General features: G+C 36.0%; 19 protein-coding genes, 2 tRNA genes and 3 rRNA genes. 17 read left to right on the forward strand and 7 right to left on the reverse strand.

Annotated elements, in window-relative coordinates; translation table 11 throughout:
• Positions 1-8: 8 nt before the first annotated feature.
• The 4 genes from ACEN92_RS16805 to ACEN92_RS16820 form a co-directional block, all read right to left on the reverse strand.
• The gene (locus ACEN92_RS16805) at positions 9-545 is read right to left on the reverse strand and encodes a nuclear transport factor 2 family protein (protein WP_495639489.1); all 537 of its coding nucleotides are present in this window, start codon (positions 543-545) and stop codon (positions 9-11) included.
• Between the two features lie 75 nt (positions 546-620).
• Complete coding sequence (locus tag ACEN92_RS16810; protein WP_495639490.1) at positions 621-1,421, reverse strand: helix-turn-helix domain-containing protein; 801 nt, start codon at positions 1,419-1,421, stop codon at positions 621-623.
• An 86-nt stretch (positions 1,422-1,507) separates the two neighbouring features.
• Positions 1,508-2,062 carry an HD domain-containing protein gene (locus tag ACEN92_RS16815; protein ID WP_495639491.1) on the reverse strand — a complete coding sequence of 185 codons (555 nt, stop codon included), beginning with the start codon at positions 2,060-2,062 and terminating at the stop codon, positions 1,508-1,510.
• 76 nt (positions 2,063-2,138) lie between these two features.
• Positions 2,139-2,732 (reverse strand): GNAT family N-acetyltransferase, encoded by a 594-nt coding sequence (locus tag ACEN92_RS16820; protein ID WP_495639492.1) that lies wholly within the window; start codon positions 2,730-2,732, stop codon positions 2,139-2,141.
• Positions 2,733-3,035: 303 nt separating this feature from the next.
• Here ACEN92_RS16820 and ACEN92_RS16825 point away from each other — a divergent pair, with 303 nt between their 5' ends.
• Positions 3,036-4,376, forward strand: coding sequence for an FAD-dependent oxidoreductase (locus ACEN92_RS16825; protein ID WP_495639493.1), 1,341 nt, complete (start codon positions 3,036-3,038; stop codon positions 4,374-4,376).
• Positions 4,377-4,462: 86 nt separating this feature from the next.
• Here the strand turns inward: ACEN92_RS16825 and ACEN92_RS16830 are convergent, their stop codons facing one another.
• Positions 4,463-5,980 (reverse strand): helicase HerA-like domain-containing protein, encoded by a 1,518-nt coding sequence (locus ACEN92_RS16830; RefSeq protein WP_495639494.1) that lies wholly within the window; start codon positions 5,978-5,980, stop codon positions 4,463-4,465.
• A gap of 379 nt (positions 5,981-6,359) precedes the next feature.
• On the opposite strand from ACEN92_RS16830, the gene ACEN92_RS16835 reads away from it, so the two are divergent.
• From ACEN92_RS16835 to ACEN92_RS16870, 8 genes are all read left to right on the forward strand, one after another.
• Positions 6,360-7,184, forward strand: coding sequence for a MotA/TolQ/ExbB proton channel family protein (locus ACEN92_RS16835; protein ID WP_495639495.1), 825 nt, complete (start codon positions 6,360-6,362; stop codon positions 7,182-7,184).
• A gap of 58 nt (positions 7,185-7,242) precedes the next feature.
• Positions 7,243-7,869 (forward strand): ExbD/TolR family protein, encoded by a 627-nt coding sequence (locus tag ACEN92_RS16840; protein ID WP_495639496.1) that lies wholly within the window; start codon positions 7,243-7,245, stop codon positions 7,867-7,869.
• An 18-nt stretch (positions 7,870-7,887) separates the two neighbouring features.
• On the forward strand, positions 7,888-8,436 hold the full coding sequence (locus ACEN92_RS16845; protein ID WP_495639497.1) for an ExbD/TolR family protein: 549 nt from the start codon (positions 7,888-7,890) through the stop codon (positions 8,434-8,436).
• A gap of 40 nt (positions 8,437-8,476) precedes the next feature.
• Positions 8,477-9,280, forward strand: coding sequence for an energy transducer TonB (locus ACEN92_RS16850; protein WP_495639498.1), 804 nt, complete (start codon positions 8,477-8,479; stop codon positions 9,278-9,280).
• Positions 9,280-9,510, forward strand: coding sequence for a hypothetical protein (locus tag ACEN92_RS16855; RefSeq protein WP_495639499.1), 231 nt, complete (start codon positions 9,280-9,282; stop codon positions 9,508-9,510). The genes ACEN92_RS16850 and ACEN92_RS16855 overlap by 1 nt, the downstream gene beginning before the upstream one ends.
• A 1-nt stretch (position 9,511) precedes the next feature.
• Positions 9,512-10,435: a PstS family phosphate ABC transporter substrate-binding protein gene (locus ACEN92_RS16860; RefSeq protein ID WP_495639500.1), complete on the forward strand. Its 924-nt coding sequence runs from the start codon at positions 9,512-9,514 to the stop codon at positions 10,433-10,435.
• Between the two features lie 16 nt (positions 10,436-10,451).
• Positions 10,452-12,119, forward strand: coding sequence for a tetratricopeptide repeat protein (locus tag ACEN92_RS16865; RefSeq protein WP_495639501.1), 1,668 nt, complete (start codon positions 10,452-10,454; stop codon positions 12,117-12,119).
• Positions 12,120-12,221: 102 nt separating this feature from the next.
• A complete protein-coding gene (locus ACEN92_RS16870) occupies positions 12,222-12,854 on the forward strand; it encodes a 7-carboxy-7-deazaguanine synthase QueE (protein ID WP_495639502.1) in 633 nt (210 codons plus the stop codon).
• An 83-nt stretch (positions 12,855-12,937) separates the two neighbouring features.
• Here the strand turns inward: ACEN92_RS16870 and ACEN92_RS16875 are convergent, their stop codons facing one another.
• Both ACEN92_RS16875 and ACEN92_RS16880 read right to left on the reverse strand, forming a co-directional pair.
• Positions 12,938-13,483, reverse strand: a complete 546-nt coding sequence (locus ACEN92_RS16875; protein WP_495639503.1) for a YfiT family bacillithiol transferase — start codon at positions 13,481-13,483, stop codon at positions 12,938-12,940.
• Positions 13,484-13,500: 17 nt separating this feature from the next.
• The gene (locus tag ACEN92_RS16880) at positions 13,501-14,208 is read right to left on the reverse strand and encodes a class I SAM-dependent methyltransferase (protein ID WP_495639504.1); all 708 of its coding nucleotides are present in this window, start codon (positions 14,206-14,208) and stop codon (positions 13,501-13,503) included.
• Positions 14,209-14,282: 74 nt separating this feature from the next.
• Here ACEN92_RS16880 and ACEN92_RS16885 point away from each other — a divergent pair, with 74 nt between their 5' ends.
• The 8 genes from ACEN92_RS16885 (at position 14,283) to rrf (ending at position 22,357) form a co-directional block, all read left to right on the forward strand.
• Positions 14,283-14,777, forward strand: coding sequence for a YkgJ family cysteine cluster protein (locus ACEN92_RS16885; protein ID WP_495639505.1), 495 nt, complete (start codon positions 14,283-14,285; stop codon positions 14,775-14,777).
• Positions 14,778-14,896: 119 nt separating this feature from the next.
• The gene (locus tag ACEN92_RS16890) at positions 14,897-16,132 is read left to right on the forward strand and encodes an ABC transporter permease (protein ID WP_495639506.1); all 1,236 of its coding nucleotides are present in this window, start codon (positions 14,897-14,899) and stop codon (positions 16,130-16,132) included.
• A gap of 390 nt (positions 16,133-16,522) precedes the next feature.
• Positions 16,523-16,738 (forward strand): hypothetical protein, encoded by a 216-nt coding sequence (locus tag ACEN92_RS16895; protein ID WP_495639507.1) that lies wholly within the window; start codon positions 16,523-16,525, stop codon positions 16,736-16,738.
• 380 nt (positions 16,739-17,118) lie between these two features.
• Positions 17,119-18,633, forward strand: a 16S ribosomal RNA gene (locus ACEN92_RS16900).
• Between the two features lie 122 nt (positions 18,634-18,755).
• Positions 18,756-18,829: transfer RNA gene (locus tag ACEN92_RS16905), tRNA-Ile, on the forward strand.
• Positions 18,830-18,966: 137 nt separating this feature from the next.
• A tRNA-Ala gene (locus tag ACEN92_RS16910) sits at positions 18,967-19,040 on the forward strand.
• Between the two features lie 182 nt (positions 19,041-19,222).
• Positions 19,223-22,106, forward strand: a 23S ribosomal RNA gene (locus tag ACEN92_RS16915).
• Between the two features lie 141 nt (positions 22,107-22,247).
• A 5S ribosomal RNA gene (gene rrf / locus ACEN92_RS16920) occupies positions 22,248-22,357 on the forward strand.
• The 16S, 23S and 5S rRNA genes sit together here with 2 tRNA genes alongside, the layout of an rRNA operon.
• The last annotated feature ends 101 nt before the right edge of the window (positions 22,358-22,458 follow it).

The following is a 22,458-nucleotide window of genomic DNA, read 5'->3' on the forward strand; positions in this document are numbered from 1 at the left end:
TGTTTCGTTTAACGTTTACTTGTTTTCTTCTTTAGCTGATGATCGTAACTAAATGATCTTGCCAATTTCCAGACTCCATTTTGCAATAACCAAACGTGTGTAAATTTTGCTGTACTGCCAGGTTTGTCTTTTTGACCCGGAGAAGTTTCAAAAAATTGATGAATTCCGGTTTGTAAAGCACCATACAAAGCACCATTTTTAGTTAACGGATAAATTTCTGTACTGCCGGGTGTTAAGTCTCTTCTGATTTTATAATTTTTACCCGGAAGACAAATACCTTTTTTTAGATTATGTAAAAAGAGGGTCTTGTCAGAAATGCTGTCCAGATCGTGATAAAACTCAAAATCGTCGCTTAATAGGTTTTCAAATTGAGATATATCGCAAGTATTGAAGCCAACATTAAAAAGCAAACTGTCTTTTGAAATAATAGTTTTGTATAATGCAGAGTTTTTTTCTTCCTGAGAAAATCCAGTCTGGATTTGGAAGAACAGAATTCCGGTTAAAATTATTTTTAACCTAAAAAGTGATTGTTTGTTGATTTCCATTTTGTGATTGATTGATATTGATGATTTTGCAATATTAATTCAATCATAGTCCTTAAAATTGTACAAATGCGAAATCTATCTTTTTTTTGAAAGAAAATACAAATCGGAATTGAACATTTTTGGAGTTGTTTTCGTCACGTCTTTAAACTTTTTTATAAAATGTGACTGGTCAAAATATTTGTTGTAAAGCGCAACATCAGTCAGGCTGAGATTTTCTATATCAGCATTTACCATTTGATCGACCGATTTTCTGAATTTCAGAATCTGAATGTATTTTTTAATCGTAAGCCCGGTTGTAGTTTTAAATTTAATCTGTAATAATCGCTGTGAAACATTTAAACTTTTTCCAATTTCCGAAACATTAATTTCGTTGTCGTGAAGTTTAATTATTTCGCAGATTTTTTCAATTATATTTTTTTGTAAATGTGTGGTATTTAATTTTTCAAAATAGTGATTTATCGTATTTAATAATGCTGAAATATCGCTGTTTATACCAGAGTCAATTTCAAAAGGCAATTCATTTGAATCGATTTTGAGAATAGAATCAGTAAAATTGCTCAAATCATAATTCGGGAACATCGAAAGTGTCCAGGCGTGCAATTGAATGATGGTAACTTTAGTTTTTGACTGAATATTTACCAAAACTTTATTGGTCATTTGCGAACAGAAATAAAATCCTTCGTTCATTTCGTATTTCTTTTTACTCGTATGAACTTCGATAGATTTTCCGCTTACAATTGCCAGGTTAAAACAGCCATTTGGCAAAACAAGTTTATTGTTAATTGAAGTTTCGCCAGTGCTATTGTTAAGACACCAAATTTTATTTACGAATCGCTCGCATTTTTCACTTACATAATATTCTGAATATAATTTCATTTTTTTAAGCTCAAAATATCAAAAGTACAAAGGAATAGCTGTATTATGCCATTTTGGAAATAATGACATGTTATGAAATTAATGCATTATACTTCTGAGGTACAGTATTTTGAATATTTTATAATTCTTTCTGATAGTCTTTTTTCTAAATATTCATTACAGCCACTTAATTCATTGAGTATCTGTGAAGCTTGTCTCTGATATTCTTTTATTTTTTCTAAACTCCAGGTTTTAGGAGGAGTTTGTAAATTAGTTATTCTATCGGCTATTTTTACTGCCCAGACCTCCTTTGGTAATTTCTTAATACGTTCAAGACTGTCATTCATCCTTTCTTCTTTTGGGATTTCAGAATTCTTTGTAAGTGCTAAAACCGCCTGAGCAATTTCTTCATCAAATTTTTCGGCAAGCTCATCAAATGTTGTTTCGGTGTCTTCCAGAATATCATGTAGCAAGGCAACCTGAATCGCAAACTTGGTGTCGAATTCTTTTGTTTTTTGCGAAGCAACTAAAATTTCCATTGTTACATTGCTTAAATGAACGACATAAGGCAAATCAGTTCCTGGAATTACCTGATTTTGATCAGCATGTTTCTCTGCTGCAAATTTTATGGTATTCTGATATATAGTCTGCAATTTGGACATGTTTTTACACTTATTTTAAATAGTTCAATTCTAAAATAATGAAGTTAAAGATAAAACTTTTATAGTTTAATCTATCTTAAATAAACTCAGGAAAATATTCTTTTTTAGTAGAATTCCAGTCTTCAGAAATGATGCTGTAATAAACATCATCTTTACTTTTTCCATCAGAATCAACATAGTTATTTCTAAATATTCCTTCTTTTTTAGCGCCCAGTTTTTCGATAGCTCTTTGGGATTTTCCGTTTTCAAGATCGGCACTAAATTGTATTCTCCTGAATTGAATGTTTTCAAAGCCAAAATTTAATAATTCAAATTTACAGGCTTTATTTAAACCCGTTCCTTGAAAATCTTTTCCGTACCAGGTCCAGCCAATTTCGCATTTTTGGCTCGCATGGTTTAGATATCCATATCTCGTGCTTCCGGCAACTTTATTCGTTGTTTTGTCAATAATTAAAAACGGATAACAAATTCCGTCAGCTTTTTGTTTTATGGTGTTTTTGATATAATTTTTAAAGTCAGTGTTGTTTCGGACATACATTCCCATGTATTTCCAGATTTCATCATCAAAAATGATTTCTTTGAGTTCGATGTTTCTTTCATTTTCAAAAGGAATTAGTAAAACTTTTTCGTTTTCTAAAATGATATCAGATTGTAAGAGTTCGCTTTTCATTGGTATTGTTTTAATTTGGATGTAGAAAATGTTTTCACGATAAGCGAAAGTAGTCTTTTTCGGATTTCTAATAAATCAATTAAACATTGAATTTGTTATGAAAACCGGAGGTGCATGAGGGATAGAAGCGGCATCCTTTTGTGGCGGGGTTCGCCATAAAAGATATAGCAAATAGCCCGACCCGCTTTTTTGGCGGGTCATGCCTGGATGAATAAAGATATGAAGAGGTAAATATTTGTTTTATTTTTAAGGTGTTGTGTATTTATTACTTATTTTTACGATCTTATATTTAGATTTTTCTTGATGCAAACTTCACTAAAAATTGCCGTTGTAGGTTCCGGATTGGTAGGATCACTGTTGGCAATTTATCTTAAAAAAGCAGGTCACACCGTTCATGTTTATGATCGAAGTCCTGATATTCGCAAAATAAATTTTTCCGGTCGTTCAATTAATCTTGCAATGTCTAACAGAGGCTGGAAAGCGCTTGATGGTGTTGGTGTTGGCGATTCGGTTCGTGAAATTGCTATTCCGATGGATAAACGTGCCATTCATTTAGTTGATAAACTGAATTTTCAGAATTACGGGCAGGAAGGTGAGTCGATTTATTCGATTTCGAGAGGAACTTTGAACAGGAAAATGATTGATCTTGCCGAAGAAGCCGGAGCCGAATTTTTCTTTGAACAAAAAATCTGGGATGTGACACTAAGTGATGCGACTTTGCATATTGGCGAAACCGAAAGAGGCGAGTGGGAAGAGAAAAAATTTGATATGGTTTTTGGTGCCGATGGCGCTTTTTCGAGAATCAGACACAGAATGCAGCGTCAGAGTATGTTCAATTATTCGCAGGAATTTTTGAATATGGGTTATAAAGAATTGAATATTCCGGCAAATTCAGATGCATCACATAAATTAGATAAAAACTCTTTTCATATTTGGCCTCGGGGAGAGTACATGTTGATTGCGCTTCCTAATTTGGATGGGAGTTTCACCTGTACTTTATTTATGCCTTTTGAAGGTGAAAATTCTTTTGCTTCGCTTACAGATCGTAAAATGGTGGAAGATTTCTTTGAAAAAAACTTTCCGGATTCGATTGATGTGATTCCAAAACTGGCGGAAGATTTCTTTAAAAATCCAACGAGTACTTTAGTGACGATGAAATGTTTTCCATGGACATACGAAAATAAAATTGCGTTAATTGGAGATGCCTGCCACGCTATTGTCCCGTTTTATGGGCAAGGAATGAATGCAGGTTTTGAAGATATTACGGTTTTGAATGAAATGATCGAAAAATATGGTGACGATTGGAAGCAGATTTTTTCGGAATATGAAATTTCACGTAAGCCAAATGCTGATGCAATTGCAGAACTTTCGTATCGTAATTTCATGGAAATGAGTACAAAAACTGCTGATGAGAAATTCTTATTGCAAAAGAAAATCGAAAAAGCATTTTCAGATAAATATCCTGATAAATGGATTCCGCTGTACAGCCGTGTAACTTTTAGTGATCGGCCATATGCTGAAGCTTTGGCAATTGGAGATTTTCAAAACGGAATTATGGAGCAAATTTTAAGACTCGATAATATTGAAAATATATGGAATACTCCCGAAATCGAAAATAAGATTTTGGAGTTGCTCAATAAATAAATATCAAAAATCAATATCAATGTCAAAATTCAATAATTGCAATTTAAATTGTAATTGATTTTTGACATTGATATTGTAATTGTTTTCTATTTTTTGAATATTTTTGTCAAAACACCAAAAACACCTCTGATAAAAGTAGCACTTGTTACGACTTTTAAAACCGATTTTCCAACTACACTTGCGGTACTTGGTTCTGATTTTGATTGTTTTTCAGAAGCTTCTTCTTCTTGTTCTGCATTAATCTGATTTGCTTCTTCAATTTTTTTATTTAAAATTTCATAAGCACTTTCCCGGTCAATTTCTTCACTGTATTTTTTTACTAATTTCGATTTTGAATTAATCGTTTCAATTTCGTCATCAGTCAAAATATCCATTCGGCTCATTGGCGCACGCATCATTGTTGCGACAAGCGGTGTTGGAACTCCTTTTTCGTTAAGTGCTGTTACCAAAGCTTCACCAATTCCTAAACTTGTTAATAATTCATCGGTTTTGTAATAAGCAGAAGTCGGATAGTTGTCAGCAGTTTTTTTAATCGCTTGTCGGTCGTTAGCAGTAAAGGCTCTAAGCGCATGCTGAATTTTTAATCCTAATTGTGCCAAAACACCACTCGGAACGTCCATTGGATTTTGAGTTACAAAATAAACTCCAACACCTTTTGAGCGAATCAGTTTTACAATAGTTTCAATTTGTTCTAAAAGCGCTTTACTGGCTTCGTTAAAAATTAAATGGGCTTCATCAATAAAAATAACTAATTCCGGTTGATCTGCATCTCCTTTTTCAGGCATTTGCTGATATATTTCGGCTAATAGACTCAGCATAAAAGTTGAAAATAATTTTGGTTTGTCCTGAATGTCAGTCAGACGAATAATGTTTACATAACCTTTTCCATTCTCGTCAATACGCATCAAATCATCAATTTCGAACGATAGTTCCCCAAAAAACAAATCTGCTCCTTGTTGTTCCAATTCGATTATTTTTCTTAGGATCGTTCCTGTAGTAGAAGTTGATATTTTGCCGTAGCTTTCTTCGATTTCGTCTTTGCCTTCTTCAGTAATATAATTTATGACTTTTTTTATGTCTTTTAAATCTAGTAATGGCATTTTATTATCATCACAATATTTAAAAATCACTGAAATAACACTGGCTTGTGTATCATTCAAATCTAAAATTCTGGAAAACAATACAGGTCCAAATTCAGAAACAGTGGCACGTAAACGGACTCCGTTTTGTTTTGATAAAGACATCAGTTCAACCGGAAAAGCAGCTACATTATAAGGTATGTTTATTTTTTTGTGACGTTCGGTAATAAAATCTTCTTCCTTTCCTTCTTTTGCAATACCGCTAAAATCTCCTTTTATATCCATCATCAAAACAGGAACCCCGGCATTCGATAATTGTTCTGAAAAAACCTGAATTGTTTTTGTTTTTCCTGTTCCGGTTGCACCGGCAATTAAACCGTGACGATTTAAGGTTTTCAGCGGGATTTTTACATGTGCCTCTGCTATTGCTTCTCCGTCAAGAATTGCACTTCCTAAAATTATGCTGTCACCTTTTGAAAGATAGCCATTGTTTATATCCTGAACGAAATTGTCTTTTTTGCTCATTTTTATTTTGTAATTTAGATGATTATAAGAGATTTGCTTTGTTTTTTAACATTTTCAGTTTGTTTTTTTTAATAGGAAAAATGCCTTTTTGGTTAAGAATAATATAAAAAAAAAATTCGCAGCTTTTTAAGAAGATAACAAAGGAATATTTGAATATTTACTAAAACGTTGTAATTTTTGCATAAATTAACCTTTTTTTTGTTTTATCAAAAAAATGTTGCTGGCAATTTAATGAGATCTTTTTTAAAATCAAGTTAAATTTCATTCAATTAAATTAAAAAAAGTTTTTTTATTTAAACTAAACGTATAAATTTGCTCCTCTACAAGTTAAATATAACTAAAAATAAAAATTATTTAAAACTATTTAAAATTAAAAAAAATGGCAAACGTTAAAGTTAAAAAAGAAAGCACTTCAAATGGAGGAGGAATGGTTTCAGGAATCATTATTGTGGCATGTGTTTTTGTTGGTTGGTTAATATGGCAATACGTTATGGGGGACCCTGCTAACTTTGAAGGAGGAAATACAGAAACAGGTCATCCACTTAATACATTAGGTCAGGTTTATAAAGGAGGATTTATTGTACCTGTATTATTAGGTATGTTTTTAATGGTTGTTGTGTTTTCTATTGAAAGATTTATCGTTATTTCAAAAGCTGCAGGAAAAGCTAATCTTGATGCATTTATGAAAAATGTTCAAAGTAGTATCAAAGAAGGTAACATCGAAGCTGCAATCGCTTCTTGTGACAAACAGCAAGGTTCAGTTGCAAATGCAATTAAATCTGCTTTGATTAAATATCAGGACGTTAAAAAAGAAGGTTTCAACAGTGAAGAAGCTTCAGAAGTAATTCACAAAGAAATCGAAGAGGCAACTTCATTAGAAATGCCAATGTTAGAAAAAAATATGACTATTATCTCTACTTTAGTATCATTAGGAACTTTAGGAGGATTATTAGGAACAGTATCTGGTATGATTAAAGCGTTTGGTGCGTTAGCATCTGCCGGAACTCCAGACCAGGCTGCTCTTGCAACAGGTATTTCTGAAGCACTTATCAACACTGCAACAGGTATCTCTACTTCAATCTTAGCTATTGTATCTTATAACTTCTTTACTGCTAAAATTGATGACTTAACTTACTCTATCGATGAGGCTGGTACTACTATTGTAAATACTTACAGAAGATTCAGAGGAAGTTTGAAACAATAATTAATTTTTGATAGTATAATAATTATAATTAATTATATCAAAATAAAAATAAAAGAGAATGGCTAAAATAAAAATGAAAAAAAAGTCAACATCGACAGATATGACTGCCATGTGTGATGTTGCGTTCCTTTTGCTTACGTTCTTTATTTTGACCGCTACTGCTAAGGTGCCTGAAGCACTTCCTGTAGATACGCCTGCATCAACCGTTCAGACTAAATTACCGGATTCAGATTTAGCTACAATTATTGTAGGTAAAGGAAAAGACGGAAAAGATAAAGTATTTTTTGACATTAAAGGGAGAGAGGTTCGTAAAAGGACTCTTGAAGGAATGGGAGCAAAATACGGAATTAATTTTACTGAAGATGATAAAGCCAAATTTGCTTTGATGGAGGATTTTGGCGTGCCTGTTACCGGTTTGAAACAGATCATTGGTATGAAAGCATCGGAAAGAAGTAAAGCTAATCAACCTGGAATTCCTTTAGATTCTTTGGATAATCAATTAAAAGATTGGCTTTTGATTTCCAGAAGAGCAACTATAGATCTTGATGATAAAGAATTGCAAATAGCAATAAAAGGTGATGCTCAACAAGACTATCCGGTAATCAAAAAGATTATGGATATCTTGCAGGATCAAAAAATCAATACCTTTAACCTGGTTACTGGATTGAGAGGAAAAGACTTTTAATTATAAATATACACTAAAATGGCTGAATTAAATACCGGCGACGGTGGAGGCGGAAAAGGTGGTAAAGTAAGAAGTAAAAAGCAGAATTCAAAAGTCGATTTAACGGCAATGGTGGATTTGGCATTCTTATTGATCACGTTCTTTATGTTGACCACGACGTTGTCAAAACCTCAATCTATGAGTTTAGGTTTGCCAGATAAAGATGATGATCCTACTAAGAATAAAAACATAAAGGTTGATGAAAAAAGAACCATGACTATTATGTTAGGAGAAAATAATAAACTTATTTATTATATGGGATTGGTAGATAGTCCTATAGCTGGTCCTAAAGATATTGCTTACGGAAAAGATGGTATTCGTAAAGAGTTATTATCCCGTAAAAAATCAGTTATTGAATATACTGGAGATAAAACAAAAGGAATTATTGTTATCATTAAACCAGGTACAAAATCGAAGTATAAGAATCTTGTTGATATTTTAGATGAGATGGCTATTACTGGGGTTGGGACTTATGCAATTGTTAATGATTTTCTACCTAAAGAAAAAGAATTGTTAGAGAAAAAATAAGAGTAATCTTCTTTTGTCAATAACCTAATAATCAAGAAAAATGAAATTAGATATAATTAAAAATCAATGGCTTGATATCGTATTTGAAGGGCGTAATAAGATATACGGGGCATATGAGTTAAGAAAATCAAACACTAAAACCACGGTAAGAGCTCTTATCATTGGTTCTGTTGTTTTTAGCTTAGCTATTGCCGCTCCACTTATTATTAATCTTTTGCCTAGTAATGATATCGATGAAAAGGACAATGATATTAGGCTTACTACGGTAAAATTGCCTCCTAAGCAAAAGAAGGTTGAGCCTAATTTGCCACCACCGCCACCACCAGCTCCAAAAGTGGATCAGGTGAAGTTCGTGAAACCAGTTGTGGCTAAAACAGAAGAAATTACCGAAGAGCCACCAAAAATTGTGGATTTGAAGGAGAAAAAGATTGGTTCTGAAACTATCAAAGGAGATCCTGATGCAGTTTTAACTGTTGATGAGCCGGTAGGTACTGGTACTGCTGCGGTAGTTGAAGAAAATACCAACGAAATCTATAACGTTGCAGGTATCGAGGTGAAACCTGATTTTCCCGGAGGAATGGAGAAATTCTACAAATTTGTAGGGAATAACTACAAAACTCCAGAAGAAGAAGGACTTAAAGGTAAAGTATATGTTACTTTTGTTGTAGAAAAAGATGGATCATTAACCGATATTAAAGTTTTAAGAGATATTGGTTATGGTACAGGAGCAGAAGCAATTCGTGTTCTGAAAAAATGTCCTAGATGGACGCCTGGAGAGCAAAATGGTAAAAAAGTTAGGGTACTTTACTCACTACCTATTACAATTCAATCTGCATCAGAATAATGTTGAAGAATATAATCAATAACATTAAGAAGAAATCGCTAAAAGAGCGATTTCTTCTTGTTTTAGGAATATTGTTTTTTTTGATTTATCTTGTGCTGGGCTTAATGATTATGTTTTGGGAAAAGCTGCCCTTGAACATGGAGCCTATGTATAGATATGCTTTTGGGATTTTGCTGATAGTATATTCCGGGATACGATTTTTAAGATTAATAAATTCTAATACTGAGTAAAATGTTGAAAAATAGTAAGGTATTCAGTTTGATTGTTTTTGTTTTTTTATTTGCCATGTGCAACCAAAAAAACAAAAATGAATCTAATGAAGAATCAATTTTAAAAGGATCTTTGGAAATAACAGTTGATGAAACTGTAAAGCCAATTGTGGAAGATCAGATTGCTGTTTTTGAAGGTACTTATGATCATGTTAAAATTTCTATAAAATCTAAGTCAGAGGCTGAACTTATAAATGACTTGTTGAATCAAAAAACGAAGGTGGTTATAACTACAAGAGATTTGACTAAAGAGGAAAAAACTAAATTCGAAAAAAAGAAAATAAATCCGAGAGTTACACCTTTTGCAACAGATGCTATTGCCTTTATTTCTAACAAAAGCAATAATGACACATTAATTGCGTTGAAAACTGTAATTGATTTTATGAAAGGGATACCAAATTCTAAGATAAAAGGATTGGTATTTGATAATCCAAATTCAAGTACAGTACGTTACATGAAGGATTTAGCTAAAGTTAATGATATGCCTGCTACTGGTGTTTTTTCATTTAAAACAAATGATGAAGTTATCAAATTTGTATCTGAAAATGATGGAATGATTGGTGTAGTTGGTGTGAATTGGTTGTCCCAGCCTTCAACTAAAATGCAAAATGTCGTTCATAGCATAAATGTTTTAAGTGTTAAAGGGCTAAATAGTGATAAATATTATAGTCCGACACAAAACGACATAGCTGAACTGAAATATCCTTTGGCACGCGATTTGTTTATCATAAATTGTCAGGGTTATTCGGGATTAGGAATGGGCTTTGCATCATTCATTTCGGGAGATATTGGTCAGCGTATTGTTTTAAAATCTGGATTAATGCCAGTTAGGACTCCTGGAAGGAAACTCCAAATTAGAAATGAAACTATAAAAGATAAAGAATAAATTAATTACAATAAAGATGAATAAATTTAAAATTTTTAGTATTGCCTTAATTGCTTCAGCTTCTGTTGCAAAAGCGCAAGATCTAAACCAAGCCAAAAAAGCAATTGATGCTGAGCAATTTGAAAAAGCGAAATCGTTATTAAAATCAATCATCAAAGCGAAGCCTTCTGATGGTGAAGCAAATTTTGTTTTAGGTAATGTTTACTTAAATCAATCTATTGCTGATTCTGCTAAAATTTATTATTCAAAGGGATTAGAGGCATCTGATAATAAAAACTTAAACTATATTGGTCTGGGTCAGCTTGATTTAGATAGTAAAAATACAGCTTCTGCTCAGGCAAATTTTGCTTTAGCAACTAAAGATATGAAGCGTAAAGAGGTAGATGAGTTTATTTACATTGGGAGAGCATACATGAACTCTGTTAATCCTGATTATACTAGCGCTATCGCCAGCTTGAAACGTGCTTTAGCGATTGAACCACAAAATGCAACTGCTCTGTTAGCAATTGGCGATGCATATTATGGAGCAAATAACCAAAATGATGCTTACAAAGCGTATCGTGATGCTTTTACTGCTGATCCAACACTTTTGAGAGCAAAAATGCAATTAGGAGTTTTATTAAAAGGTGCCAAATCTTATGAAGAAGCGATTAAATCTTTTAATGAAGTAATTGCTTTAGATCCTAATTATGGTCCTGTTTACAGAGAACTTGCTGAAACATATTACAAATGGGCAAGAAATAAACCTGCAACCAGACAAGTAAATTATCAAAAAGCTATTCAAAACTATGAGAAGTATTTAAGTTTAACTGATTATTCTCTTAATTCAAGAATGCGTCATGCCGATTTCTTAATTTTAGTTGAGGATTATAAGGCTCTTGAGGTTGAAGCAAATAAGATGAGTGAGTTAGATAAAGTAAATCCTAGAATTTATAGATATTTAGGATATTCTGCTTATAAAAATGGAAATTTTGACGTAGCTATTAAGTCGCTTGAAGATTTTATCAAAAATCCTTCAAACAAAGTAATCGCTAAAGATTATTTATACTTAGGATTTGCTAAAATCAAAAAAGGAACAAATGTTGAAGGAGTAGTAGATCCTGTTGCATTTGAAAGCGGTTTGGCTGATATTAAAAAAGCGGTTGAAATGGAGCCTTTAGCGGTTGAAGATCTTGGTGATTTTGGAAAAGAATTGTTTTCTAAAAAACAATATACTCAAGCTGCTGCTCTTTATGAACTTGCAGCAAATAATAAAGAATCAAAAAATTATTTAAATGATAATGTTTATTATGGAATCTCTCTTTACTACGGAAATATCAACAAAACTAATGGCGTAGCTAATGTTGATGCTCTGACTAAAGCTGAAGCTGCTTTTGATAAAGTTTTGGTTGCTTCTCCAACTTATGATGAAGCCTATTTATATAAAGGAAGAATCAATAATTTATTAGAGAAAGATGACTTGATTATAAAAAATTATCAAGAGTATGTTACAAGAACAACTGCTAAAGGTGCTGAAGAATTAGCAAAACCTGCGACAATTAAAAAAATAGTTGAAGCTTACAATAGTATTGGTGCTAGTTATGCCAATACTGACAAAGTTAAAGCAATTGAATATTTCAATAAATCTTTAGCTTTAGATCCTGCTAATACTTACGCAGCACAGTCTGTAAAAGCATTAAAATAATATCTTAGGTCATTATTATAGATATAAAACCGATAATCTTTGGATTATCGGTTTTTTTTGTTCCATATTTAAATGACTATCTTTGCACTTTAAAATAAAATAATGTTATCAAAAGAAATACAATTAGAAGTTAATAAAGGTTCCATGTTACCCTTAATGGAAGAATTTTATACTATTCAGGGAGAAGGTTATCATACAGGTACTGCGGCATACTTCATAAGAATTGGTGGTTGCGACGTTGGATGTCACTGGTGTGACGTGAAGGAAAGCTGGAATGCTGAATTACATCCGCCAACTAGTGTCGATTTGATTGTAAAAAATGCGTCAACTTATGCTGATACTGTTGTCATAACCGGTGGAGAACCATTAACTTGGGATATGACTTTTCTAACGCAGGAATTGAAAAATAAAAATTTAAAAGTTCATATTGAAACTTCTGGTGCTTATCCATTGTCTGGTACATGGGACTGGATTTGTCTTTCACCAAAAAAAAATAAATTGCCAACTCAAACTGTTTATGATAATGCAGATGAGTTAAAAGTAATTATTCATAACAAACATGATTTTATTTTTGCAGAAGAACAAGCTGAAATGGTGAATAATAATGCAATTTTATTTCTTCAGCCGGAATGGAGTAAAAAAGAAGAAATGACACCATTAATTGTAGATTATGTAATGAACAATCCAAAATGGCGTGTCTCACTACAGACACATAAATATTTGAATATTCCTTAATATCATAAACAAAAACCGCCTCAATTGAGGCGGTTTTTGTTTATGTAACTATACACAATGAGTAAAAAAGATACAATTTCTGTTTATTTCCAGTTTTTATATTTTTTTAGAGTTATAATTTGGGCTAAATGATGGCTTCCGTGCCAGGCATAAGTGGCTATAAGTTGTTTTATTTTGTATTCAAAATTATTTTCCGGATGAATAAAATTTTTTTCAAGTTCACTTTCTGACAAATTTTTCATTATGAATGCCAATCTAAAATGCAAACCCTCTAATAAAGTTAAAGTAGGTTGTATTGGCATTTTTAAATTATCAGGTAATTCAGACCATAAGACTTCATCATAAGCTTTGATTATAGGATTGTTTTCTGTTAAAGCCCATTTTATTCTGATAAAACAGTTCATATGACTTTCTGCACAATGATGAATTACTTGTCTGACAGTCCAGCCATCTGGACGATAAGAGGTGTCAAGCTGCTCATCTGATAAATGAATTGTTTCGTCCTTTAATTTTTCAGGGAATAATGCAATTTCTTCAATTTTACTTGCAATATATGCTGCAGAATATGCAGTTGGAGCTATGAATTTCCCAATTGGATATTTTAATTTTTCTAAATCTGATTCATTCATAAATTTAAAATTATAGGTTAAATCGAAAGTTTCGCTAAATAATCATAATGTTCACCTTCTAAAATAAGTTCACACTTTAATCCATTAGCAACAGCTGCGTTTTGAAGTGTGTTATAATCTAAATATAACCAATTAAAAGGTTCTTCTTTTTCTCCTTTATAAGAAACATTAAAAACAAGTTCTCCGTAGTAATCATTATTCGACGGAATCCATTTTCCGCCGTCTTCGTCTTCATCAAACATATAAATAATATCAGAACTGTCTAATAGAATTTGTCCGCCTTCATTTAAAAGGGATTTTAGCTTGGACAAATATTTATTGCAGTTTTCTAATTTTCCAAAAATCCCGACACCGTTCATCAATACTATAATAGTATCAAATTTTTCGCCTTCAAAATCTAGTATATTTTGAACTTTTGCATTTTTTACACCTCGAAGTTTACAGGTTTCTATTGCCTTTTCAGAAATATCAATAGAAGTAACCTCTAAATTGCGATCATTTTGTAATGATAAACTATGACTTCCGGCTCCGCAGCCTACATCTAATATTTTCCCGTTGGCCAATTGCAATGCTTTTTGCTCAATTTTAGGCATTTCATTATAAGAACGAAATAAATAATCAACACTCATTTCGTCTTCTTCAGAAATTGAAGTTTCGGTAATAATATTTTCAGGTGAATTATTGGTCTGAAAATCATACATTGCTTTTCCAAAAAGATCTTTCATCGTATTTTAGTTCAAAGTTTAAGGTTTCAAGTTCAAAGTTGTTTAATTTTGCAGATCAACTTTAAATAGTAGACTTGAAACAAATTTTAAATAACTTAAATAAGTTAGCCAAAGATAAGCATATCGAAAACAAAAAGTATTTTGATAAGCTGAAAAAGAAACAACCCAAGAATTTAGATTATGTTATGCAGGATTTGCATGATGCCGAATTTAAAAAAACGGATTGTTTGCAATGTGCCAATTGTTGTAAAACGACCGGGCCTTTATTTACTTTGGCTGATATTGAAAGAATTTCAAAATCTTTCAGGCAAAAACCACAGCAATTCATTGATCAATATCTTCGAATTGACGAAGACAAGGATTATGTGTTAAAAAGCGTTCCCTGTACTTTTCTTGATAACGAAAATTATTGCATGATTTATGATGTTCGCCCAAAGGCATGCAGGGAATTTCCTCATACTGACCGTAAAAAATTCCATCAAATTTCAGATCTTACACTTAAAAATGTTGCAATTTGCCCAGCAGCATATAATATTGTCGAAGAGATGAAGAAACGGCTTCCATTATAAAAATGACTTTTTACCGTCTTAAATATATTATAATTGTTTTCGGAACAATTTATTTTTGCTTTTTTAAATGTATTTTTGACTCAGGTGAAAATCTATTACTAATTTAAGACAACTGTAAATTGAATCTAGAATATTTTATTGCTAAAAGACTTATTACCGCCAAAGATTTTAAAAGCAGTATTTCGGCCCCAATTATAAAAATTGCCATTTCGGCCATAGCTATTGGTATTATTATGATGTTGGTTTCAGTTGCAACAGGAATTGGGTTACAACAAAAAATACGTGAAAAAGTCTCTGCTTTTAATGGTCAGGTAATTATCTCGAACTATGACAACAATAATTCAGAAATTACATTAGTCCCGATTTCCAAAAAACAAGATTTTTATCCTAATTTCAAATCAGTTCCGGAAGTAAGTCATATTCAGGCAATCGCAAGTAAAGCTGGTATCATTAGAACTGAGAATGCTTTTGAAGGAATTATTTTCAAAGGTGTAGGAGCAGATTATGATTGGAATAACATAAAAGAGTATTTAGTAGAAGGAAAATTACCCGATTTTTCTAAATCCTTAAATGAAGATGTTATAATCTCCAGATTTCTTGCAGACCGATTAGATTTGAAAATAGGAGATAATTTTAATACTTTTTTTATTAAGGAAGAACAAGGCAAAATGCCAAATAGTCGCCGATTCAAAATAACTGGGATTTTTAACTCAGGTTTTCAGGATTTCGATGCGACTTATATAATAGGAGATATTCGTCATATTCAACGAATCAATAAATGGACACCAGATCAGGTTGGTGCTTTTGAAGTTTTTGTAGAAGACTTTAATAACATTAAAACTACCGGAAATCAAATCTACGAACAAACATCGTCAAGTTTAGATACTAAAACTATAGTGGAGAAATACAGTTACATTTTCGATTGGCTTCAGCTCTTCGATTTTAATATTATTGTTATTCTTATCGTTATGATTTCAGTTGCGACTATTAATATGATAGTTGCCCTATTGGTTTTGATTTTAGAACGTACACAAATGATTGGAATACTTAAAGCATTGGGTGCAAACAATTGGATGGTTAGAAAGGTGTTTCTTTATAATGCATTTTATCTTATTATCAGAGGACTCTTTTGGGGTAACTTAATCGGAATATCACTGCTCTTAATTCAACAACATTTTGGAATCATTCAGCTCAATCCTGAAAACTACTACGTCAATCAGGCACCAGTATATATAAATTGGGTTTATATAGTTTTATTAAATTTATTGACCATTGTAATTTGTTTCCTTGTATTGTTGGTTCCTTCTTATATAATAACCAAGATATCTCCGGTTAAAGCCATTCGTTTCGATTAACTGGCATTGAAATGTTATAAAGATTACAATTCCTTTCGATTACTAAGTTTTAAATTTGTCCGTTTTTAATTTATACATAATATAAGTAGAAAACATTATTAGAATTTTCAGGAGCTTATTCCCGCTATGCGCTTCAATCTTTTGTGCCGAACCCCGGTACAAAAGGATTTCCGTTTCTATCGGGGCTGGGGGAGCCGTTTTCAAAAGGGTATTGCTGTTGTTATATGTATATGAAGAACTTCGAGTATGATGGAAAAGCGCTCAGATAAAGGTCAAAAGTCATTCCTGGCCATGAAAAACCCCTAAAACAGCTTGACTGATATATTTAAAAGTTCTCACAAAAGAACCTGCTGTGATGTGAAGTCCACAAAATGCGGCAATGAATACTAAATGAAATTACAACAAACACAATTGGCTGATGAAAATTCCTATAAATGCCAAAAAAGAGGGAAGCGTAAGTTTTGTGTTATCAGCGAGTTAAGAAAAAGATTGAAAAAAGGTGGAAAATATATAATAAAAAGTCTTGCAAATGTAAATAAAGGTGCTACTTTTGCACCCGCAACAGCGACAGACGTTCCTTTAAATACTGGCAGGCAGATGAATTAATCGAGACGAAAGTTTTGAAAAAATAATTCAAAAAAAGCTTGTGGGATTTGAAAACGGATGTTACCTTTGCACCCCGCAAAACATCGGAAGTTCCTTGATAGATTGGTAAGAGTTATAAAGAAATGAGACGAAAAAAAAGTTTCAAAAAAACTTTAAAAAGTTCTTGCTAATTAAAAAAGAAGTTGTAGTTTTGCACCCGCTTTGAGAGACAAGCGAAACAAAAAAGAAATACACGTTCGTAGACATATTGAATTGACAGCCGTTTTGAGAGAGATTTCAAAACACAAGAATAAAGAGTAAGATAATCGAGAGATTGAAAAGAACCGATAGAGACTGATTCGAATAACAATACGATTTGATGCAAATCAAATCAACAATATACGATGAAGAGTTTGATCCTGGCTCAGGATGAACGCTAGCGGCAGGCTTAACACATGCAAGTCGAGGGGTATTTGTCTTCGGGCAGAGAGACCGGCGCACGGGTGCGTAACGCGTATGCAATCTACCTTTCACAGAGGGATAGCCCAGAGAAATTTGGATTAATACCTCATGGTATTATGAAATGGCATCATTTTATAATTAAAGTCACAACGGTGAAAGATGAGCATGCGTCCCATTAGCTAGTTGGTAAGGTAACGGCTTACCAAGGCTACGATGGGTAGGGGTCCTGAGAGGGAGATCCCCCACACTGGTACTGAGACACGGACCAGACTCCTACGGGAGGCAGCAGTGAGGAATATTGGACAATGGGCGCAAGCCTGATCCAGCCATGCCGCGTGCAGGATGACGGTCCTATGGATTGTAAACTGCTTTTATACGAGAAGAAACACTCCCTCGTGAGGGAGCTTGACGGTATCGTAAGAATAAGGATCGGCTAACTCCGTGCCAGCAGCCGCGGTAATACGGAGGATCCAAGCGTTATCCGGAATCATTGGGTTTAAAGGGTCCGTAGGCGGTTTGGTAAGTCAGTGGTGAAAGCCCATCGCTCAACGGTGGAACGGCCATTGATACTGCCAGACTTGAATTATTAGGAAGTAACTAGAATATGTAGTGTAGCGGTGAAATGCTTAGAGATTACATGGAATACCAATTGCGAAGGCAGGTTACTACTAATGGATTGACGCTGATGGACGAAAGCGTGGGTAGCGAACAGGATTAGATACCCTGGTAGTCCACGCCGTAAACGATGGATACTAGCTGTTGGGAGCAATCTCAGTGGCTAAGCGAAAGTGATAAGTATCCCACCTGGGGAGTACGTTCGCAAGAATGAAACTCAAAGGAATTGACGGGGGCCCGCACAAGCGGTGGAGCATGTGGTTTAATTCGATGATACGCGAGGAACCTTACCAAGGCTTAAATGTAGATTGACCGTTTTGGAAACAGAACTTTCGCAAGACAATTTACAAGGTGCTGCATGGTTGTCGTCAGCTCGTGCCGTGAGGTGTCAGGTTAAGTCCTATAACGAGCGCAACCCCTGTTGTTAGTTGCCAGCGAGTCAAGTCGGGAACTCTAACAAGACTGCCAGTGCAAACTGTGAGGAAGGTGGGGATGACGTCAAATCATCACGGCCCTTACGCCTTGGGCTACACACGTGCTACAATGGCCGGTACAGAGAGCAGCCACTGGGCGACCAGGAGCGAATCTACAAAACCGGTCACAGTTCGGATCGGAGTCTGCAACTCGACTCCGTGAAGCTGGAATCGCTAGTAATCGGATATCAGCCATGATCCGGTGAATACGTTCCCGGGCCTTGTACACACCGCCCGTCAAGCCATAGGAAGCTGGGGGTGCCTGAAGTCGGTGACCGCAAGGAGCTGCCTAGGGTAAAACTGGTAACTAGGGCTAAGTCGTAACAAGGTAGCCGTACCGGAAGGTGCGGCTGGAACACCTCCTTTCTAGAGCCCCAATTGTTAGTGCTTGCACACGATGGGGAAAAAAGAAGAAGCTTTAAAGGTTTTGATTTTGAGAATATTTTACTCTTGCTGTTAGTTCAAATAATAAATTTTAAGTAAAACAGAGTCTCGTAGCTCAGCTGGTTAGAGTACTACACTGATAATGTAGGGGTCGGCAGTTCGAGTCTGCCCGGGACTACTATTTTAGCGTTATGAGTCATAAGTTATGAGTTATAAGTTAAAAAAGACTGTAAGCTTAAAAAAAAGGAAATTCTAGGGTTGAGACCTTATGAGCTGAAAATTCATAACTCATAACTAATAACTCATAAGAAAATTGGGGGATTAGCTCAGCTGGCTAGAGCGCCTGCCTTGCACGCAGGAGGTCAACGGTTCGACTCCGTTATTCTCCACAAAGGCCGTAAGCTATAAGCTGTAGGCCATAAGCTAAAAGCTTAAAGCGTATTGCTTAAAGCCTAAAGCTGTAAAGTTCATTGACATATTGAGATAAGAAAATAATAAAAAGTAGAAAGCGTTTTTTGCTATTTATAGCAAGAGACAAAAAAAACGGTCTTAATTAATTTTAAGATTGGTACAATAAGCAAAATAAGGGCGTATGGGGGATGCCTTGGCTCTCAGAGGCGATGAAGGGCGTGATAAGCTGCGAAAAGCTGCGGGGACAAGCACACATTGATTGATCCGCAGATACCCGAATGGGGCAACCCACTATGTTGAAGACATAGTACACCGATAGAGTGGGCAAACCCGCTGAACTGAAACATCTAAGTAGGCGGAGGAGAAGAAAACAAAAGTGATTCCGTAAGTAGTGGCGAGCGAACGCGGATTAGCCCAAACCAGTGATGTTACGGCATGGCTGGGGTTGTAGGACCACGAGATTTTATGCACAAGGAACCGGAATTAGCTGGAAAGCTGAGCCATAGAGGGTGATAGCCCCGTATGGGTAACGAGTGTAATGGATAGTGGTATCCTGAGTAGGGCGGGGCACGTGAAACCCTGTCTGAATTTGGCGGGACCATCCGCTAAGGCTAAATACTCCTGAGAGACCGATAGTGAACCAGTACCGTGAGGGAAAGGTGAAAAGAACCGTGAATAACGGAGTGAAATAGATCCTGAAACCATACGCTTACAAGCGGTCGGAGCCCTTTCGTGGGGTGACGGCGTGCCTTTTGCATAATGAGCCTACGAGTTAACGTTGCTGGCAAGGTTAAGTGGTTAAGCCACGGATCCGTAGCGAAAGCGAGTCTGAATAGGGCGCTTTAGTCAGTAGTGTTAGACGCGAAACCGTGTGATCTACCCATGGGCAGGATGAAGCTGTGGTAACACACAGTGGAGGTCCGAACCGGTTGACGTTGAAAAGTCTTCGGATGACCTGTGGGTAGGGGTGAAAGGCCAATCAAACTCGGAAATAGCTCGTACTCCCCGAAATGCATTTAGGTGCAGCGCTGAATTTAAGTTATATAGAGGTAGAGCTACTGATTGGATGCGGGGGCTTCACCGCCTACCAATTCCTGACAAACTCCGAATGCTATATAATGTTTCTCAGCAGTGAGGGCTTGGGTGCTAAGGTCCAAGTCCGAGAGGGAAAGAACCCAGACCATCAGCTAAGGTCCCCAAATATACGCTAAGTTGAAAGAACGAGGTTTGTCTGCCCAGACAGCTAGGATGTTGGCTTGGAAGCAGCCATTCATTTAAAGAGTGCGTAACAGCTCACTAGTCGAGCGGACGAGCATGGATAATAATCGGGCATAAGCGTATTACCGAAGCTATGGATTTACAGTTTACTGTAAGTGGTAGGGGAGCATTCCAGCAGGGTTGAAGGTGTATCGTAAGGTATGCTGGACCGGCTGGAAAAGAAAATGTAGGCATAAGTAACGATAATGCGGGCGAGAAACCCGCACACCGAAAAACTAAGGTTTCCACAGCTATGCTAATCAGCTGTGGGTTAGTCTGGTCCTAAGGCGAACCCGAAAGGGACAGTCGATGGCCAACGGGTTAATATTCCCGTACTACTAATTACTGTGATGGGGTGACGGAGTGATGAAAGCGCCGCGAACTGACGGAATAGTTCGTTGAAGTACCTACCTATAAGCTGCGCAGGCAAATCCACGCGGCTTGGGGAAATACGATAGTACTCGGAGTCTTCGGACAAAGAGATAGTGCGCCTAAGGGCTTCCAAGAAAAACCTCTAAACTTCAGGTAATTAGTACCAGTACCGTAAACCGACACAGGTAGTTGAGGAGAGAATCCTAAGGTGCTCGAGAGATTCATGGCTAAGGAATTAGGCAAAATAGACCCGTAACTTCGGGAGAAGGGTCGCCAGCAGCAATGCTGGCCGCAGTGAAGAGGTCCAGGCGACTGTTTATCAAAAACACAGGGCTCTGCAAAATCGTAAGATGAAGTATAGGGCCTGACACCTGCCCGGTGCTGGAAGGTTAAGAGGAGATGTTATCTTCGGAGAAGCATTGAATTGAAGCCCCAGTAAACGGCGGCCGTAACTATAACGGTCCTAAGGTAGCGAAATTCCTTGTCGGGTAAGTTCCGACCTGCACGAATGGTGTAACGATCTGGACACTGTCTCAGCCATGAGCTCGGTGAAATTGTAGTAACGGTGAAGATGCCGTTTACCCGCAGTGGGACGAAAAGACCCTGTGCACCTTTACTATAGCTTAGTATTGACCTTGGATAAATGATGTGTAGGATAGGTTGGAGACTTTGAAGCGGCGTCGCCAGGCGTTGTGGAGTCATTGTTGAAATACAACCCTTTGTTTATCTGAGGCCTAACCCCGTTTTGCGGGGGACATTGCTTGGTGGGTAGTTTGACTGGGGTGGTCGCCTCCAAAAGAGTAACGGAGGCTTCTAAAGGTTCCCTCAGTACGCTTGGTAACCGTGCGTAGAGTGCAATGGCATAAGGGAGCTTGACTGAGAGACATACAGGTCGATCAGGTACGAAAGTAGAGCATAGTGATCCGGTGGTTCCGCATGGAAGGGCCATCGCTCAAAGGATAAAAGGTACGCCGGGGATAACAGGCTGATCTCCCCCAAGAGCTCATATCGACGGGGGGGTTTGGCACCTCGATGTCGGCTCGTCACATCCTGGGGCTGGAGAAGGTCCCAAGGGTTGGGCTGTTCGCCCATTAAAGTGGCACGCGAGCTGGGTTCAGAACGTCGTGAGACAGTTCGGTCTCTATCTACTGTGGGCGTTAGAAATTTGAGTGGATCTGATTCTAGTACGAGAGGACCGAATTGGACAAACCTCTGGTGTATCTGTTGTTCCGCCAGGAGCATCGCAGAGTAGCTACGTTTGGAAGGGATAAGCGCTGAAAGCATATAAGCGCGAAACCCACCACAAGATGAGATTTCTTTTAAGGATCGTGGAAGATGACCACGTTGATAGGCTATAGATGTAAAGGCAGTAATGTCATAGTCGAGTAGTACTAATAATCCGTAAGCTTATGTACACCCTTTTCTCCCCGGTGCAAACCGGGGGGAAGAAACTTTCTAAAATATAAAAACTTTCTTTATCTCAGTATGTTAAGATATTGTTTTAATTATCAATTGTCAATTGTCAATTAAAAAGTTACCTCAAGTAACAACGACCTTAAGGTGGTTATTGCGGCGGGGCTCACCTCTTCCCATCCCGAACAGAGTAGTTAAGCCCGCCTGCGCAGATGGTACTGCAGTTATGTGGGAGAGTATGTCGTCGCCTTTCTTTTAAAAAACCCTGTCCAAATCGGATGGGGTTTTTTGTTTTGAAATGCTTTTGGGGTAACAAATACAATTAGTGATTTATAATACTCTACACTTATTTAT

The sequence above is a fragment of the Flavobacterium sp. Flavsp81 genome, from assembly GCF_059491325.1.